Origin of the sequence: Halomonas sp. PGE1, from assembly GCF_013000985.1 — a bacterium.
Lineage (GTDB): Bacteria > Pseudomonadota > Gammaproteobacteria > Pseudomonadales > Halomonadaceae > Halomonas > Halomonas alkalicola.
On sequence record NZ_CP053032.1, the window covers coordinates 3,770,031 to 3,783,002 of the forward strand.

The 12,972-nt window shown below is 68.8% G+C and carries 12 protein-coding genes; 7 read left to right on the forward strand and 5 right to left on the reverse strand.

Features of this window, described 5'->3' with window-relative positions:
- Positions 1–285: 285 nt before the first annotated feature.
- The 5 genes from dapC to HIR79_RS17610 all read left to right on the forward strand — a co-directional run bounded on the left by dapC (position 286) and on the right by HIR79_RS17610 (position 4,519).
- A complete protein-coding gene (dapC, locus tag HIR79_RS17590) occupies positions 286–1,503 on the forward strand; it encodes a succinyldiaminopimelate transaminase (protein ID WP_169959337.1) in 1,218 nt (405 codons plus the stop codon).
- Positions 1,503–1,847, forward strand: coding sequence for an arsenate reductase (locus HIR79_RS17595; protein WP_169959338.1), 345 nt, complete (start codon positions 1,503–1,505; stop codon positions 1,845–1,847). The genes dapC and HIR79_RS17595 overlap by 1 nt, the downstream gene beginning before the upstream one ends.
- Positions 1,848–1,925: 78 nt before the next feature.
- On the forward strand, positions 1,926–2,951 hold the full coding sequence (gene dapD, locus HIR79_RS17600) for a 2,3,4,5-tetrahydropyridine-2,6-dicarboxylate N-succinyltransferase (RefSeq protein ID WP_169959339.1): 1,026 nt from the start codon (positions 1,926–1,928) through the stop codon (positions 2,949–2,951).
- Complete coding sequence (dapE, locus tag HIR79_RS17605) at positions 2,938–4,110, forward strand: succinyl-diaminopimelate desuccinylase (RefSeq protein WP_169959340.1); 1,173 nt, start codon at positions 2,938–2,940, stop codon at positions 4,108–4,110. Before dapD ends, dapE begins: the two co-directional genes overlap by 14 nt.
- A gap of 7 nt (positions 4,111–4,117) precedes the next feature.
- Complete coding sequence (locus tag HIR79_RS17610; protein ID WP_169959341.1) at positions 4,118–4,519, forward strand: hypothetical protein; 402 nt, start codon at positions 4,118–4,120, stop codon at positions 4,517–4,519.
- Between the two features lie 75 nt (positions 4,520–4,594).
- On the opposite strand, the gene HIR79_RS18725 is transcribed toward HIR79_RS17610, so the two are convergent.
- The gene (locus HIR79_RS18725) at positions 4,595–5,059 is read right to left on the reverse strand and encodes a cold-shock protein (protein ID WP_119022408.1); all 465 of its coding nucleotides are present in this window, start codon (positions 5,057–5,059) and stop codon (positions 4,595–4,597) included.
- A 94-nt stretch (positions 5,060–5,153) separates the two neighbouring features.
- Between HIR79_RS18725 and HIR79_RS17620 the strand changes: the two genes are divergently transcribed.
- The gene (locus HIR79_RS17620) at positions 5,154–5,399 is read left to right on the forward strand and encodes a SlyX family protein (protein ID WP_169959342.1); all 246 of its coding nucleotides are present in this window, start codon (positions 5,154–5,156) and stop codon (positions 5,397–5,399) included.
- A 4-nt stretch (positions 5,400–5,403) separates the two neighbouring features.
- On the opposite strand, the gene trxB is transcribed toward HIR79_RS17620, so the two are convergent.
- Both trxB and HIR79_RS17630 read right to left on the reverse strand, forming a co-directional pair.
- Positions 5,404–6,354, reverse strand: a complete 951-nt coding sequence (gene trxB, locus HIR79_RS17625; protein ID WP_119022410.1) for a thioredoxin-disulfide reductase — start codon at positions 6,352–6,354, stop codon at positions 5,404–5,406.
- 120 nt (positions 6,355–6,474) lie between these two features.
- Entirely contained in the window at positions 6,475–6,687 is a 213-nt protein-coding gene (locus HIR79_RS17630; protein WP_169959343.1) for a CPXCG motif-containing cysteine-rich protein, read from the reverse strand.
- A gap of 255 nt (positions 6,688–6,942) precedes the next feature.
- Between HIR79_RS17630 and acnA the strand changes: the two genes are divergently transcribed.
- Positions 6,943–9,696: an aconitate hydratase AcnA gene (gene acnA / locus HIR79_RS17635; protein ID WP_169959344.1), complete on the forward strand. Its 2,754-nt coding sequence runs from the start codon at positions 6,943–6,945 to the stop codon at positions 9,694–9,696.
- A 73-nt stretch (positions 9,697–9,769) separates the two neighbouring features.
- Here acnA and HIR79_RS17640 read toward each other — a convergent pair whose 3' ends face one another.
- Together HIR79_RS17640 and HIR79_RS17645 are read right to left on the reverse strand one after the other, a co-directional pair.
- The gene (locus tag HIR79_RS17640; RefSeq protein WP_169959345.1) at positions 9,770–11,449 is read right to left on the reverse strand and encodes an NAD-dependent malic enzyme; all 1,680 of its coding nucleotides are present in this window, start codon (positions 11,447–11,449) and stop codon (positions 9,770–9,772) included.
- Positions 11,450–11,591: 142 nt separating this feature from the next.
- Entirely contained in the window at positions 11,592–12,800 is a 1,209-nt protein-coding gene (locus HIR79_RS17645) for a YeeE/YedE family protein (protein ID WP_169959346.1), read from the reverse strand.
- Positions 12,801–12,972 lie beyond the last annotated feature (172 nt).

A 12,972-nucleotide genomic window follows, 5' to 3' on the forward strand; every position in this document is an offset into this window, starting at 1 on the left:
GCACTACCTGATAGCGAGAGGCGCCGGGGACAGGTCGTAGAGGGGGTCCTACGCCAGGGATGGCGTCGGTAGCGTACAGGGACGTATTCACAGCGCCCCCTCATAGACCTGTCGCCGGAACAGCCTTGAGCGATGCTGCCATTTGCATCAGCCCCCGGTCATGGCTTCGCGTTTGAGGCCTTCCCCGGCCTTCCCTATAATCGAGCCCCTTCCGACCACGTCGCTCGATAACGACTCACATAACGACGCCCGAGGCCACGGCCGGCGAGGCGCGCCTGGATACCCATGAACCCCGATCTCGACGCCCTCAAGCCCTACCCCTTCGAGAAGCTCGCCGCCCTCAAGGCCGGCGTGACGCCCCCCGAGGGGCTGGCCCACGTGCCGCTGACCATCGGCGAACCCCAGCACGCCCCCTACCCCGCGGCGCTGGCCACCCTGGTCGAGCACCAGGCCGAGTTCGCCCGCTACCCGGCCACCGCGGGACTGCCCGAGCTGCGCGAGGCGATCGGCGGCTGGGCCACGCGGCGCTTCGGGCTCGCGGGGCTCGACCCCGAGCGCCAGGTGCTGCCGGTCAACGGCACCCGGGAGGCGATCTTCGCCTTCGTCCAGGCCGCACTCGACCGCACCCGCCCGGCCCGGGTGGCGATGCCCAACCCCTTCTACCAGATCTACGAGGGGGCCACCCTGCTCGCCGGCGGCGAGCCGCTCTACCTCGACTGCACCGCCGAGAGCGGCTTTCGCCCCGACTTCGATGCCGTGCCCGCCAAGATCTGGCGCGAGGTGCAGATCCTCTTTCTCTGCTCGCCGGGCAACCCCACCGGGGCGGTGACGCCGCTGGCCGAGTTCCAGAAGCTGATCGCGCTGGCCGACGAGCATGACTTTATCATCGCCTCGGACGAGTGCTACTCGGAGCTGTACCTGGACGAGACCGCCCCGCCGCCGGGGCTGCTGGAGGCCTGCGCGGCGCTCGGCCGCCACGACTACCGGCGCTGCCTGGTGTTCCACTCGCTCTCCAAGCGCTCCAACCTGCCGGGGCTGCGCTCCGGCTTTGTGGCCGGCGACGCCGAGCTGATCGCTCCCTTCAAGCGCTACCGGACCTACCACGGCTGCGCCATGGCCCTGCCGGTGCAGCGCGCCTCGATCACCGCCTGGAACGACGAGGCCCACGTGCGCGCCAACCGCGACGCCTACCGCGAGAAGTTCGCCGCGGTGACCGAGATCCTCGCCCCGGTGATGGGGTTCCCCGCCCCGGAGGCGAGCTTCTACCTGTGGCCGGCGGTGCCCGGCGGCGACGACGAGGCCTTCACCCGGGCGCTCTACGCCGAGGAGCACGTCAGCGTGCTGCCCGGTAGCTATATGGGTCGTCCCGCTACCGACGACGGGATGGGTCGTCCAGGCACCAACCCCGGCAGCGGCAGGGTCCGTCTGGCGCTGGTGGCCGAGGTCGACGCCACGGTCGAGGCGGCCCGGCGGATTCGCCGATTCATCGAGAGGAGAGGCTGATGTTCACCCTGTACGGCATCAAGAACTGCGATACCTGCCGCCGCGCCCGCAAGGCGATGGACGGCTCCGGCATCCCCTACCAGTTCCACGACCTGCGCGAGGATGGCCTCTCCGCGGCCCTGCTCGAACACCTGCTCGAGAAGGTGCCGGTGGTCGAGGCTCTCAACAAGCGCAGCACCACCTGGCGCAATCTCCCGGACGAGCAGAAGCAGGGGGTGGACGCCAACAGCGCCCGCGAGCTGCTGCTCGCCAACCCCACCCTGCTCAAGCGCCCGCTGCTCGACACCGGCGACGAGATCCTCGTCGGCTACCGCGACGGCGACTACGACGACCTGCAGGGCTAGGTCACCCGATTACGGCAGGCCGCCAAGACGCTGGCGGCCTGCCCCCACAACACACGCCACCTCCACAAGGACACAGACATGCTCAGCTTTGCACTCGGTATCGGCACCCAGAACACTCAGGGCGACTGGCTGGAAGTCTACTACCCGGCCCCCCTGCTCAACCCCGACGCCAGCCTGGTGGCGGCCGCCACCAAGGTGCTCGACGCCCCCGCCGGCAACGCCGCGGTGAGCTTCCTGCCCGAGCAGTGCGCCGACCTGGCCGCCGCCCTGCGCGAGGCCGGCCACGCCGACCAGGCGGAGCTGGCCGAATCGCTTGCCGCCAGCACCCGCCCGCTGGTGGCCATGTTCCTGGAGAAGGACGGCGCCCCCGAGTCGGCCCCGGAGGTCTACCTCAAGCTGCACCTGCTCTCCCATCGCCTGGTCAAGCCCCATGGCCTCGACCTCACCGGCATGTTCGGCCTGCTGCGCAACGTGGCCTGGACCAGCGAAGGCCCCATCGACATCGAGGAGCTGCCCGCCCGCCGCCTCAAGGCGCGCCTGGCCGGTCGCACCCTCTCGGTGGACTGCGTCGACAAGTTCCCGAAGATGACCGACTACGTGGTGCCGGGCGGCGTGCGCATCGCCGACACCGCCCGGGTGCGCCTGGGCGCCTACCTGGGCGAGGGCACCACCGTGATGCACGAGGGCTTCGTCAACTTCAACGCCGGCACCGAAGGCCCCGGCATGATCGAAGGCCGCATCTCCGCCGGCGTGATGGTCGGCAAGGGCTCGGACCTCGGCGGCGGCTGCTCCACCATGGGCACCCTCTCCGGCGGCGGCAACATCGTCATCAAGGTGGGCGAGGGCTGCCTGATCGGCGCCAATGCCGGCATCGGCATCCCCCTGGGCGACCGCTGCACCGTGGAGGCGGGCCTCTACCTCACCGCCGGCGCCAAGGTCACCCTGCTCGACGACCAGGGCCAGGAGGTTCGGACCGTGGCCGCCCGCGAGCTGGCCGGCCAGGATGACCTGCTGCTGCGTCGCAACTCCCAGAACGGCCGCATCGAGTGCCTGACCAACAAGAGCGCCATCGCGCTCAACGAGGCACTGCATGCCCATAACTGATCCGGCCGGCCTCTCGCCCACCCTGCAGCTCGCCTTCGAGCTGATCCGGCGCCCCTCGGTGACGCCGGATGACCTGGGCTGCCAGGCACTGATGATCGAGCGCCTCGCGGCGCTCGGCTTCCGCATCGAGCGGCTGCCCTTCGGCGACGTGGAGAACTTCTGGGCCACCCGCGGCCACCACGGCCCGCTGCTGGCCTTCGCCGGCCACACCGACGTGGTACCCAGCGGCCCCCACACCCGCTGGGACTATCCGCCCTTCGAGCCCTGCATCGACGACGACGGCATGCTGCGCGGCCGCGGCGCCGCCGACATGAAGGGCAGCCTCGCTGCCATGGTCACCGCCGTGGAGCGCTTCGTGGCGGCCCATCCGGAGCATCACGGCCAGATCGGTTTTCTGATCACCTCCGACGAGGAGGGGCCCGCGGTGGACGGCACCCGTGCGGTGGTGGAGCACCTGCGCGAGCGCCACGAGCGGCTCGACTACTGCATCGTCGGCGAGCCCTCCTCCACCGCCCGGCTGGGCGACGTGATCAAGAACGGCCGGCGCGGGTCGCTGGGCGGCGTGCTGCATATCAAGGGGGTGCAGGGCCATGTGGCCTACCCGCACCTGGCACGCAACCCCATCCACCAGGCGATGCCGGCCCTGGACGCCCTGACCCGGGAGCACTGGGACAGCGGCAACGGCTTCTTCCCGGCCACCAGCTTCCAGATCTCCAATATCCGCTCCGGCACCGGTGCCACCAACGTCATCCCCGGCGAGGTGGAGGTGGTCTTCAACTTCCGCTTCTCCACCGAACTGACCCACGAGCAGCTGCGCCACCGCACCGCGGCGATCCTCGACGCCCACGGCCTCGACTACCAGCTCGACTGGACCCTGAACGGCGAGCCCTTCCTCACCGCCGAGGGTGAGCTGGTCGAGGCGGCCGTGCTCGGCGTGGAGGAGGTGATGGGGCATCGCCCGGAGCTCTCGACCAGCGGCGGCACCTCGGACGGCCGCTTCATCGCCACCCTGGGCAGCCAGGTGGTGGAACTGGGTCCGCTCAACGCGACCATCCACCAGGTCAATGAGCGCATCCGCGCCGCCGACCTGGACGAGCTGAGCCGGGTCTTTGAAGCGATCCTGAAGCGTCTGTTCATCAACGGCAGCGCCCGACCCTGAGGCCGACATGACATCCGACAGCCAAGCGCGCTATCCCGATATCGAGATCTACCTGGCCCGGCCCTCGGTGGAGGCCATCGGCGAGTGGCTCATCGCCGCCATCGGCGCCGAGCCTCTCTCGCCTGCCGGCAAGGGCAAGTGGCGCACCCGCGGCCAGCACGACGGCGAGGAAGTCCCGGTGCTGCTGGTGGAGAAGGCCGCCGACGGCTTTGCCAGCCTGTGGTTCGACAGCCCCCACACCCCCTGGGAGAGCGATGCGGCCTGCGCACGCGACGCCGCGGCGCAGGTGGGCTGCGAGGTGCGCTGCTCGCTGGGCGGCTGGCACCCCGGCGACGACCCGGACCGCTTCCTGAAGGTGCTGCCCGACGGCAGCGAGGCCGAGATCGACTGGCCCGACTCGGGGCACTGAGCCCTTCCGCACCGGCTGCCCTCACAACGACAGCGCCCCGCACGATGGCGGGGCGCTGTCTGGAGCGGGCGTTCTTCAGGTAATGACGGTAACGTCGTCGGCCTGCAGGCCCCTCTCATTCTCGATGATGTGGTAGCGGACCTTCTGGCCCTCGGCCAGGGTGCGATGACCGCGTCCGCGGATGGCACGGAAGTGGACGAAGACATCCTCGCCGCTGTCGCGGGTGATGAAGCCGTAACCCTTGTTGACGTTGAACCACTTCACCTCGCCGATCTCGCGATCGTCGTTCTCGACCTCGGCCAGATTGACCAGCTGCGGGGTGAGCACGTTGACCGCCAGGGTGGCGACCAGCAGCAGCAGAAAGACCGCCAGCGCCGCGGCCACGTAGACCACGGCGATGCCGCCGATCTCGAGGCTGGCGAACAGCGCCTCGGCGAGTTCGCCGCCGGCGAGGTGCACGAACAGGGCAATCAGCAGGGGCGCGGGGGCGGCCAGCAGCAGGCTGACCAGGCTGCAACGAAACATGACCTTTCGATTCATGGACTCGAGTGACTCTCTTGTTGGTGATGAACGTAATAGACAACCACAGGCAGGTGCCACGGTGAACGATGACACGCAGCGGGACGATTCTAGCATGAGCGCCGATCGGGCGTCCCTTGACCTGGCACAGCGCCTCGAGACGCTGGAGAGCCGGATCGCCCACCAGGAACACTGGCTCGACACACTGGACGAGGCCGTCGCCACACAGGAGCGGCGGCTTACCCGGCTGGAGCGCATCAACGACCTGATGCAGGAGAAGCTGCGCGAGCAGCAGCGGGCGCTGCAGGAGGGAGATGCGACGGCCCCCGGCCCTCTGGACGAGGTGCCGCCGCACTATTGAGGGTTTATAACTCGTCCAGGTAGCGCTCGGCGTCCAGGGCCGCCATGCAGCCGCTGCCGGCGGAGGTGATGGCCTGGCGGTAAACGTGGTCCATGACGTCGCCGGCGGCGAACACGCCCGGCACGCTGGTGGCGGTGGCGTTGCCCTCGAGGCCGGACTGCACCCTGATGTAGCCGCCGTTCATCTCGAGCTGGCCCTCGAAGATGCCGGTGTTGGGGCTGTGGCCGATGGCGATGAAGACGCCGGGCGCGGCGATCTCCTTCGTCTCGCCGCTCTCGGTGGAGCGGATGCGCACCCCGGTCACGCCGCTGTTGTCGCCCAGCACCTCGTCGAGGGTGTGGTTCCACTCCAGCACCACCTTGCCCTCCTCCGCCTTCTGGAACAGCTTGTCCTGAAGGATCTTCTCGGCGCGCAGGCTGTCGCGGCGATGCACCAGGGTCACCTTCGAGGCGATGTTGGCCAGATAGAGCGCCTCCTCCACGGCGGTATTGCCGCCGCCCACCACCACCACCTCCTGGTTGCGGTAGAAGAAGCCATCGCAGGTGGCGCAGGCCGAGACCCCCTGCCCCATGAACTGCTGCTCCGAGGGGAGCCCCAGGTAGCGGGCGCTGGCACCGGTGGCGATGATCAGGGCGTCACAGGTGTAGGTGCCGCTGTCGCCCTTCAGGGTGAAGGGTCGCTCGCGCAGCTCCACCTCGTGGATATGGTCGAAGAGCACCTCGGTGTCGAAGCGTTCGGCGTGGCGCTTCATGCGCTCCATCAGCTCCGGGCCCTGCACGCCGGCATCGTCGCCCGGCCAGTTGTCCACGTCGGTGGTGGTGGTCAGCTGGCCGCCCGCCTGGATGCCGGTGATCAGCACCGGCTTAAGGTTGGCGCGGGCCGCATAGACCGCGGCGGTGTAGCCCGCCGGGCCCGAGCCCAGGATGATCAGGCGTTCATGGCGCACATCGCTCATGGAAGAAACCTCGTGGCAATATCGTGTGTAAAGTGGCGCCATTGTAGCAGTCGTGCCGGGATCTGGGCGCGGTTGGGCGTGCCACATCGCTCAAGGCTGTTCCGGTGCGCCTTTCGCTGCCTACAGGACCTCGTCGTCGCGCCCCAATGTCAGGCTGAAGTCCGGCTCGGCGTCGAATTCGTCCACCTCGATGCGCACCTGGATCGGCGCGCAGCAGACGTGGCAGTCCTCCCAGGTGACGTGGCTGCCCTGGGAGGCATCCACCAGCAGGTCGAAGGGCGCATCGCAGTAGGGGCAGTGCACCCGCCGCGATGCCAGGGATTCCTCGTTCATGGTGCCTCCCGGTGCCGGTCACCCAGCCGTCATGGGGCCGTGCCAGCCTGGATACGGCACGGATCAGGCCAAGATGCCCCCGGGGCGGCCAGTTTTCAAGGCGGCTTTTCCGGCCGGCCCGGGCAGCGCTTGAATCTTGCGCCTATGATGACCATGTCTTCTAGATGCGTTATGCAGGCGCCACGGCCGTGACGGGTCAGCCCCACGCCGAGCGCCACACGCCACCGTTCATTCGCCACCCTCAGGAGGCAACCGATGAGCACCGATTCCCTGCCGGATACCCTGCAGACCCTCGACGTCGGCGGTCGCACCGTCCACTACTACAGCCTGGCCGAGGCCGCCGAGGCGCTGGGCAGCATCGAGCGGCTGCCCATGACGCTCAAGATCCTGCTCGAGAACCAGCTGCGCTTCGCCGATGACGAGAGCGTCTCCCGCCAGGACGCCCAGGCGCTGGTCGACTGGCAGCGCAAGGCCCGCTCCGACCGCGAGATCGGCTACCGCCCGGCCCGGGTGCTGATGCAGGACTTCACCGGCGTGCCCGGGGTGGTGGACCTCGCCTCCATGCGTGCCGCGGTGGAGTCCCTGGGCGAGGACCCGGCGCGCATCAACCCGCTCTCCCCGGTGGATCTGGTCATCGACCACTCGGTGATGGTGGACAAGTTCGGCAACGCCACGGCGTTTCGCGACAACGTCGCCATCGAGATGGAGCGCAACCGCGAGCGCTACGAGTTCCTGCGCTGGGGCCAGCAGGCCTTCGACAACTTCCGCGTGGTGCCGCCGGGCACCGGCATCTGCCACCAGGTCAACCTGGAGTACCTGGGCCAGACCGTCTGGACCAAGGAGGAGAACGGCAGGACCTACGCCTACCCCGACACCCTGGTGGGCACCGACTCCCACACCACCATGATCAACGGCCTCGGCGTGCTGGGCTGGGGGGTGGGCGGCATCGAGGCCGAGGCGGCCATGCTCGGCCAGCCGGTCTCGATGCTGATTCCCGAGGTGATCGGCTTCAAGCTCACCGGCAGGCTGCGCGAGGGCATCACCGCCACGGATCTCGTGCTCACGGTGACCCAGATGCTGCGCAGCAAGGGCGTGGTAGGCAAGTTCGTGGAGTTCTACGGCGACGGCCTCAAGGACCTGCCCCTGGCCGATCGCGCCACCATCGCCAACATGGCCCCGGAGTACGGCGCCACCTGTGGCTTCTTCCCGGTGGACGAGGAGACCCTCAACTACCTGCGCCTGACCGGCCGCGACGACGCCCAGGTGGCTCTGGTGGAGGCCTACTGCAAGGCCCAGGGGCTGTGGCGCGAACCCGGCGCCGAGCCGATCTTCAGCGATACCCTGACGCTGGACATGGGCGAGGTGGTGGCCAGCCTGGCCGGCCCCAAGCGGCCCCAGGACCGGGTGGCCCTCGGCGACATGCGGGCCGCCTTCCAGAAGGTGATGGACGACGACGCCAAGGCCCCCTCCTCCCCCGAGCGCACGGAGGAAAAGGGCAAGCTGATGTCCGAAGGCGGTCAGACCGCCGTGGGCGTCGAGGAGAGCTACGAGCACCACGACAGCCAGCCCGTGGACCTGGATGGCGAACAGTTCAAGCTCGACCCAGGCGACGTGGTGATCGCCGCCATCACCTCCTGCACCAACACCTCCAACCCCAGCGTGATGATGGCCGCCGGCCTGCTGGCCCGGAAGGCGCGCGAGAAGGGGCTTGCCACCCGGCCCTGGGTGAAGACCTCGCTCGCCCCCGGCTCCAAGGTGGTCACCGACTACCTGGCCGCCGCCGGCCTCGACGAGGACCTCGACGCCCTGGGCTTCCATCTGGTGGGCTACGGCTGCACCACCTGCATCGGCAACTCCGGCCCCCTGCCGGAACCCATCGAACGCGCCATCGAGGCGGGTGATCTCACCGTGGCCTCGGTGCTCTCCGGCAACCGCAACTTCGAGGGCCGGGTCCATCCCTTGGTGAAGACCAACTGGCTCGCCTCGCCGCCCCTGGTGGTGGCCTACGCCCTGGCCGGCAACGTGCGCTGCGACCTGACGCAGGACCCCATTGGCACCGGCAGCGACGGCGAACCGGTCTATCTGAAAGACATCTGGCCCAGCCAGGCGGAGATCGCCGAGGCGGTGGCCCGGGTCAACACCGGGATGTTCTCGAAGGAGTACGCCGAGGTGTTCGACGGCGACGACGTCTGGAAGGCCATCGAGGTCCCCGAGAGCAAGGTCTACGAGTGGCCCGAGTCCACCTATATCCAGCACCCGCCCTTCTTCGAGGGCATGGGGCGGACGCCTGACGCCATCGAGGATGTCGAGGACGCCCGCATCCTGGCGCTGCTGGGCGACTCGGTGACCACCGACCATATCTCGCCGGCCGGCAGCATCAAGCCCGACAGCCCCGCCGGGCGCTACCTGCAGGAGCGCGGCATCAGGCCGGTGGACTTCAACTCCTATGGCTCACGGCGCGGCAACCACGAGATCATGATGCGCGGCACCTTCGCCAACGTGCGGATCAAGAACGAGATGCTCGACGGGGTGGTGGGCGGCGAGACCCGCCACGTGCCCACGGGCGAGCAGATGGCGATCTATGACGCCGCCATGCGCTATCAGCAGGAAGGCACGCCCCTGGTGGTGATCGCCGGCAAGGAGTACGGCACCGGCTCCAGCCGCGACTGGGCCGCCAAGGGCACCCGGCTGCTCGGGGTGCGGGCGGTGCTCGCCGAGTCCTATGAGCGCATCCACCGCTCCAACCTGATCGGCATGGGCGTGGTGCCGCTGCAGTTCCCCGAGGGGGAGAGCCGCCAGAGCCTCGGCCTGACCGGCGACGAGCGGATCTCCATCGCGGGGCTCGCCGACCTCACCCCGGGCGGCAAGGTGAAGGTCACCGTCAGGAGCGACAAGGGCGAGAAGCACATCGAGGCGCTCTGCCGCATCGACACCGCCAACGAGCTCGAGTACTACCGCCACGGCGGCATCCTGCACTATGTGCTGCGCCGTATGATTGGGGCCGCCTGACGTCAAACGGCGTCGAATGGTGTAAGGCCCTGCCGGAAAGCCGGCAGGGCCTTTTTCAGGCCAGCATAGTGCGTCAGAAGGAGCGGCGACGGTAGAGGCGGTATTCCGGCGTCCAGCAGTTGCGCTCGATGGCCGCCCGCAGCTTGATGCCGTCGGTCCTCAGCGCCACCCCTTCGCCCTGGGCCTGGGCGGCCACGTCGAAGGCGATCGCCTTGGAGAGCTCGCGGATCTTCGAGAGCGGCGGCAGCAGCGCGCCCTCCCCCTCCTTGACGATCGGCGCCTCGCGCGCCAGCGCCCGGGAAGCCGCCATCAGCATGTCGTCGGTGACCCGCTTCGCGCCGGAGGCCACCACGCCCAGGCCGATGCCCGGGAAGATGTAGGAGTTGTTGCACTGGGCGATGGGGTAGGTGCGCCCCTCATACTCCACCGGCGCGAAGGGGCTGCCGGTGGCCACCAGAGCCGCGCCCTCGGTCCAGCGGATCACGTCCTCGGGCAGCGCCTCGGCCTGGGAAGTGGGGTTGGAGAGCGGCATGATCACCGGCCGCTCGCAGCCGGCGTGCATGGTGCGCACCACCTCCTCGGTGAAGATGCCCGGCCGGCCGCAGACGCCGATCAGCACCGTGGGCTTGATCCGACGGATCGTCTCCACCAGCTCCTGCCCCTGCCAGCCCTCGGTCAGCGCCGGGTCATGGGCCAGGCGCTTCTGGAAGTCGCGCAGCCAGTTCTGCTCCGCGGTGACCAGCCCCTCGCGGTCGACCATGAAGACCCGGGCGCGGGCCTCCTTCTCGGTGAGCCCCTCGGCCTGCATGGCCACCACCACCTGCTCGGCGATGCCGCAGCCGGCAGAACCCGCCCCCACGAAGACCACCCGCTGCTGGCCGATGCCCTCGTCGCGCGCCTCGCAGGCGGCCATCAGGGTGCCCACCACCACCGAGGCGGTGCCCTGGACGTCGTCGTTGAAGCAGCAGAGCTCATCGCGATAGCGCTCGAGCAGCGGCACCGCGTTGGCCTGGGCGAAGTCCTCGAACTGCAGCAGCACACTGGGCCAGCGGCGCTTCACCGCCGCGATGAACTGGGCGATGAAGGCGTCGTACCCCTCCTGGCCGATGCGCTCATGGCGCCAGCCCATGTACATGGGGTCGTCGAGCAGCGCCTGGTTGTTGGTGCCCACGTCGAGCATGATCGGCAGGGTGTAGGCGGGGCTGATGCCGCCGCAGGCGGTGTAGAGCGCCAGCTTGCCGATGGGAATGCCCATGCCGCCGATGCCCTGGTCGCCGAGGCCGAGGATGCGCTCGCCGTCGGTGACCACGATGACCTTGACCTGATTCTTGGTGGCGCTGCGCAGGATGTCATCCATGCGATCGCGATCCGGGTAGGCGATGAAGAGCCCGCGGTGGTTGCGATAGATGTTGGAGAACTCCTGACACGCCTTGCCCACGGTCGGCGTATAGATGATCGGCAGCATCTCCTCGAGGTGTTCGGACACCAGGCGGAAGTAGAGGGTCTCGTTGTCGTCCTGGATGGCACGCAGGTAGATATGCTTGTCCAGGTCATTCTGGCACTGGCGATACTGCCGGTAGGCCCGCTCCAGCTGCTCCTCGATGGACTCCACGCACTGGGGCAGCAGGCCGATCAGGTTGAACTCGATGCGCTCCTCCTGGCTGAAGGCGCTGCCCTTGTTGAGCAGCGGCATCTCCAGCAGCGGAGGGCCGGCATAGGGAATATAGAGGGGGCGCTTGGTGTCGTTGGTCATCTCGGCTCTCGGTGCGGTGACTGGAACGGGTCGTTAGCGCTCTGGCGGCGCTTTTGGAACACTTTACCACGCCCCAAAAGCGCGCGCCCCGGCCTGGGCCGGGGCGCGAGATCACGCGAAGTTCACCCTTCGATGCCGCGGCTCAGCAGCCCTTGGCCGCCGGCTGGCGGGCCGCCTCGCCCTCGAAGAAGAGGGGGCGCAGCCGCACGCCGATCATGTTGCCGGCGAAGGCGGCGATGAGCCACACCCAGCCGTGCAGGCTGCCGGAGGCGATGCCACCGAAGTAGGCGCCGATGTTGCAGCCGAAGGCCAGGCGGGCACCATAGCCGAGCATGATGCCGCCGATCACCGCCGCCAGCACCGACTTGGCCGGGATGCGGAAGTTGGGGGCGAAGCGCCCGGCCAGGGAGGCGGCGACCAGGGCGCCGACCATGATGCCGACGTTCATCACCGTGGTGATGTCGCTCCACACGCTGGCCTGCAGGGCCGCGGCGTTGCCCGGCGCCTGCCAGTAGCCCCAGCCGGTCACGTCGCCGCCCAGCAGCTCGAAACCCTTGGCGCCCCACAGGGCGAAGGCGCCGGTGACGCCCCAGGGGCGGCCGGCCAGGGCCAGGGTGGCGTAGTTGAGCAGTGCCAGAGCCACGGCGCCGAAGAGCAGCGGCCAGGGGCCGGTGAGCCAGCGGCGGTTGCCGGCGTCGATGCGCGGCGTCTGCTCCAGATGACCATGGCGGCGCTTCTCCATCACCACGGTGAAGGCGGCGATGGCAGCGAAGAGCGCGAGGCTCACCACGATGCCGCCGCCCACGCCGGCGGTCTGCACCAGGGAGACCGGCTGGAAGGCGGGCAGGCTCTGCCACCAGGCGAAGTGGGCGGTGCCGATCACCGAGCCCACCACGAAGAACAGCAGGGTGATCAGCATGCGGGCGTTCCCGCCGCCGGCGGTGAAGAGGGTGCCGGAGGCACAGCCGCCCCCCAGCTGCATGCCGATGCCGAACAGGAAGGCGCCGAAGATCACCGAGACGCCGACCGGCGAGACATAGCCGCTCACCTCGGTGCCGAACAGGGTGCCGGCGCCCAGGGCGGGGAAGAAGAGCAGCACGGCGATGGCCAGCATCACCATCTGAGCGCGCAGGCCACGGCCGCGGCGCTCAGTGATGAAGACCCGCCAGGCGGCGGTGAAGCCGAAGGCGGCATGGTAGAGCACCATGCCCAGCAGGCCGCCGATCACCATCAGCGCGCCGATGCGCGCGCCGAAGGCGGCACCGACGGCGAGGGCACCCAGCAGCAGGGCGCCGGCGGCCACCGCGGGCACGGAAAGTCGTGAGCGTCGGGTCAGGGCGAGTTCACTCATGGCGGGCTCTCTCGGTAGCATCAGGACAGGCGGGGCGCGCCCGTGGAGGAGAGCATGCTAATCATCTATGCAAAGAACGCAAAAGAATTTAAATGAAAATCCTAAGACGAAAATGACATAAATTAATAAGCACTATCACCTCGATAGCGTCAGGGCATGGGTATAAACGGCG

What these genes read in the sequence shown, in the direction of transcription:
- HIR79_RS17640 (WP_169959345.1), bottom strand. Translation starts at nt 11,449, where the DNA reads ATGACCAACGACACCAAGCGCCCCCTCTATATTCCCTATGCCGGCCCT.
- HIR79_RS18725 (WP_119022408.1), bottom strand. Translation starts at nt 5,059, where the DNA reads ATGAATCGAAAGGTCATGTTTCGTTGCAGCCTGGTCAGCCTGCTGCTG.
- HIR79_RS17620 (WP_169959342.1), top strand. Translation starts at nt 5,154, where the DNA reads ATGAGCGCCGATCGGGCGTCCCTTGACCTGGCACAGCGCCTCGAGACG.
- dapD (WP_169959339.1), top strand. Translation starts at nt 1,926, where the DNA reads ATGCTCAGCTTTGCACTCGGTATCGGCACCCAGAACACTCAGGGCGAC.
- HIR79_RS17645 (WP_169959346.1), bottom strand. Translation starts at nt 12,800, where the DNA reads ATGAGTGAACTCGCCCTGACCCGACGCTCACGACTTTCCGTGCCCGCG.
- trxB (WP_119022410.1), bottom strand. Translation starts at nt 6,354, where the DNA reads ATGAGCGATGTGCGCCATGAACGCCTGATCATCCTGGGCTCGGGCCCG.
- HIR79_RS17595 (WP_169959338.1), top strand. Translation starts at nt 1,503, where the DNA reads ATGTTCACCCTGTACGGCATCAAGAACTGCGATACCTGCCGCCGCGCC.
- acnA (WP_169959344.1), top strand. Translation starts at nt 6,943, where the DNA reads ATGAGCACCGATTCCCTGCCGGATACCCTGCAGACCCTCGACGTCGGC.
- HIR79_RS17630 (WP_169959343.1), bottom strand. Translation starts at nt 6,687, where the DNA reads ATGAACGAGGAATCCCTGGCATCGCGGCGGGTGCACTGCCCCTACTGC.
- HIR79_RS17610 (WP_169959341.1), top strand. Translation starts at nt 4,118, where the DNA reads ATGACATCCGACAGCCAAGCGCGCTATCCCGATATCGAGATCTACCTG.
- dapE (WP_169959340.1), top strand. Translation starts at nt 2,938, where the DNA reads ATGCCCATAACTGATCCGGCCGGCCTCTCGCCCACCCTGCAGCTCGCC.
- dapC (WP_169959337.1), top strand. Translation starts at nt 286, where the DNA reads ATGAACCCCGATCTCGACGCCCTCAAGCCCTACCCCTTCGAGAAGCTC.